At 52.6% G+C, this 3,561-nt stretch carries 3 protein-coding genes; 2 read left to right on the forward strand and 1 reads right to left on the reverse strand.

Features of this window, described 5'->3' with window-relative positions:
* On the reverse strand, positions 1–535 hold a 535-nt coding region (locus R3177_RS13925; protein ID WP_318971617.1), incomplete at its 3' end, for an MFS transporter.
* A 119-nt stretch (positions 536–654) separates the two neighbouring features.
* On the opposite strand from R3177_RS13925, the gene R3177_RS13930 reads away from it, so the two are divergent.
* Together R3177_RS13930 and R3177_RS13935 are read left to right on the forward strand one after the other, a co-directional pair.
* On the forward strand, positions 655–2,034 hold the full coding sequence (locus R3177_RS13930; RefSeq protein WP_318971618.1) for an MATE family efflux transporter: 1,380 nt from the start codon (positions 655–657) through the stop codon (positions 2,032–2,034).
* Positions 2,035–2,164: 130 nt separating this feature from the next.
* Positions 2,165–3,556, forward strand: a complete 1,392-nt coding sequence (locus R3177_RS13935; RefSeq protein WP_318971619.1) for an MFS transporter — start codon at positions 2,165–2,167, stop codon at positions 3,554–3,556.
* The last annotated feature ends 5 nt before the right edge of the window (positions 3,557–3,561 follow it).

Genomic DNA, 3,561 nt, shown 5'->3' on the forward strand with positions numbered 1-3,561 from the left:
AACTGACCGCACTTAACAGCGCCATCGGCCAGAATACCCATTGCCAGTGGCCCCAATCAGCAAGCCCGCCCGCCAGTAAGCGACCGCCAATACCGCCTAACGAGCTCGCGCTGATATAGAAGCCCACTGCGCTCACCAGCGCCGGTGTGGTATATTCTTCGCCCATCCAGGCAATAGCAATAGCCGGCAGCCCTCCCAGACAAAGGCCCTGCACAGCCCGCCAGAACACTAATCCGGTGAAGCTGTCTACCTGAGTCAGCGCCAGCGTGCTAATTGTCATGCCAGACAATGTGATTAATAACAGCGACTTGCGACCCCAGGCATCGGATAAAGAGGCATAAACCAGTAATGATATACCCAGCCCCAGCGTGGTAATGATATAACTGAGGTTAGCCTGCAGCGGGCTTATTTGAAAATCGCGGCTAAGTTGTGGCAACAGCGGTTGCAACAGATGCAGATTTGCAAATACCACTATTGCTGCCAGGCACAGCGCAAAGCAACTTTGATAAAATCCAGCCGATTTATACTCAATCACATGCGATGTCCGCTAGCAGCAAAGTCACAGTATACTGACTTGCCCGGATAATGACGAGCTGGTGTCAGGTTGCAGGACGTGTATCATAACCGCTGATTTTCATCTGACAAGGTCCGGGTTTGCTGTCACTATTTTTAAATGCGCCGCTGCAAAAGAAAGTCGCGGCCATTGCCCTGCCCATGGTGCTGTCAAATTTGTCAGTGCCGCTGCTGGCACTGGTCGATACCGCAGTAAGCGGCCATCTGGCCCACGCCTGGTACTTAGGCGGCGTGGCGCTCGGCTCCAGTTTAATCAGTCTGTTATTCTTTTTACTGGGTTTTTTACGGATGAGCACCACCGGTCTGACGGCTCAGGCCTATGGTGCCAATGATATAGCAGGCCAGTTAAACTGTTTAAGCCAGAGTTTGTTAGTGGCGCTGCTGCTGGCTATGCTGCTGCTAATGTTGCAATGGCCTCTGACCCAACTGGCTTTTAGCTTCAGTGATGCCAGTGCTGAGGTAAATTATCAGGCCGGGCTTTATTTCACCATCCGGATCTGGAGCGCGCCGGCAACGCTGGTAAACCTGGTATTAATGGGTTGGTTTTTAGGCCGGCAAAATGCCCGCTACCCGATGGCAATGCTGATTATTACCAATCTGCTGAATATCATCCTCGATTTAATATTTGTCCTGGGTTTTGGCTGGCAGGTTGCCGGCATTGCCGCAGCGTCGGTGCTGGCTGATTATGGCGGCCTGCTGCTCGGTGGCTATTTGCTGCTGAAAAGCCTGGCTCAGGCGTCACCATACCCTTGCTCACTAAGACAGCTGGCCACAACGTTAATCAGGGCTACCGGCAGCCATCTGGTCCGGCTAACGGGATTACAGCGGCTATTTGCGCTTAACCGCGATATTTTCCTGCGCAGCTTATGCCTGCAAAGTGTGTTTGTGTTTATCGCTTTTCAGGGGGCAGCTTATGGCGATAATACGGTCGCTGCCAATGCCGTATTGCTGAGTTTTTTAATGCTGGTCTCCTACGCAATGGACGGTCTGGCTTATGCCGCCGAAAGTCTGGTGGGTAAAGCAATTGGTGCGCGCGACAGCCATCTGCTTGGCAACACGCTTGGGCTGTTAGCAATCTGGTGCTTATTGCTGGCGACGATGTTTAGTGGCGGGTACGGTTTGTTTGGTACTCATTTTGTCTCTTTGCTGACATCCTTGCCAGCGGTGCAGCAGCAGGCAGCGCTTTATCTGGGCTGGATGATACTGCTGCCACTGCTGGCTTGCTGGGCTTATTTTCTCGATGGCGTATTTATCGGCGCTACCCAGGGCAAAACGCTACGTAACAGCATGTTTATTGCCCTGCTCGGCTTTGCCGGCTGCTTTTATCTGCTGCAAAGCTGGCAAAACCACGCACTGTGGGCGGCATTGTCTGTGTTTATGCTGCTGCGCAGTATAAGTTTAGCGCTGGTGCTCTGGCACCAGTGGCGCCATAACACCCTTGCCACAACCGGTACTGATTAACCACGCGGTGCTAAGCGCCGCCTGGCGCTATTTGCTAAGTTATTGCTAAGCGCTGGCCCCTCGGTTAGAGTGGTCAGCGTCATAATACTTTGGTGCCACCGGCACCAACTAATAACGAGACGCAACCTGCATGAGTATTTCCACTAATTCAGCTTCATATCCGAATTCATTGGCGGCCTTGCCGCAGCCGTCATCTTTTTATCGATGGATGGTATTATTATTTGTCAGCCTGGCGATGTTTGGTAACTATTATATTTACGACTCGCTGTGGCCGATTGTCGATTTACTGCGCGAGCAACGTAATTTCAGTTATCAGCAAATTGGCTGGCTATCGACAGCCTATAACATCGCCGCGCTTTGTGTGCTGTTGTTAGGTGGCTATATTATTGACCGCTGGGGTACCAAAAAAGCCATTACGTTGTTTGCGCTAATTTGTCTGGTCGCCGCCGTAGTGACCGCAATAAGTCCGAATTTTGAGACCATGTTTGCCGGCCGTTTTATGCTGGGCCTGGGCGCAGAGCCGCTAATCGTTGCGGCAACCACTGTGCTGGCCAAATGGTTTAAAGGTAAGGAGCTGAGTTTTGCCTTCGGTATAAACTTGTCCATTTCACGACTGGGATCGGCATCGGCGGACTGGTCTACTGGTTTTGCCAGCCCGCTATATACCAACTGGCAGGATCCACTCTGGCTGGCAACGGCAGTCGCTGGTATTTCTGTTACTGCCGCCATTTTGTACTGGATTTTAGAGCGCCGGGCAGAAGGCCGTTATGACTTAGGCACAGCGGACAGCACAGATAAGCTGGAATTTAAAAGCCTGTACTCCTTCAGTGCTTCGTACTGGTACATCGTCGCGCTTTGTGTGGTGTTTTATGCCACGGTATTTCCGTTTCGCAGTTTCGCTATTGATTATTTTCAGCAGGCCCATGGCCTGGATCGTGAAGCTGCCGGCATTTTAAGCAGCCTGTTGCCGGTTGCTGCCATTATTGCCACTCCGTTATTCGGGCTCTGGGTAGACCGCGTCGGTAAGCGTGCGCTATTTATGGCAGCGGGCTCGCTGGTCATGTTGCCGCTGTTTTTAATGGTCACCTATCTGCCTGCGGGCCCTGATGTCAACATCATGATCCCGTTTATTGGCAGCGCCGTGGTCCCACTGACCCTGCTGCTGGTGATTTTGCTGCTGGGTATGGTGTTTTCACTGATCCCGGCGGTGATGTGGCCCTCAGTCGCTTATATCGTCGACAGCCGCCGGCTGGGCAGTGCTTATGCGCTGATGACGTTCTGTCAGCAGATTGGCTGGGCCATAGTGCCCCTGGCAGTCGGTTACTTAAACGACATCTATCTGGCAGGGCCGGAAAACATAGATGGTTATACGCCGGGCATGTGGTTTTACACCATACTGGCCTCGTTAGGCTTATACTTCTCCTATAAGCTGTGGCGCACCGAGCAAGGCCCGGGCGGTCATGGCCTGGACTCCATCACCACTAAAACGCCGGTGGTCGCTGCCGAACAACACCCTGGCTAAACACC

The sequence above is a fragment of the Arsukibacterium sp. genome (genome assembly GCF_033722355.1).
Taxonomy (GTDB): Bacteria; Pseudomonadota; Gammaproteobacteria; order Enterobacterales; family Alteromonadaceae; genus Alishewanella.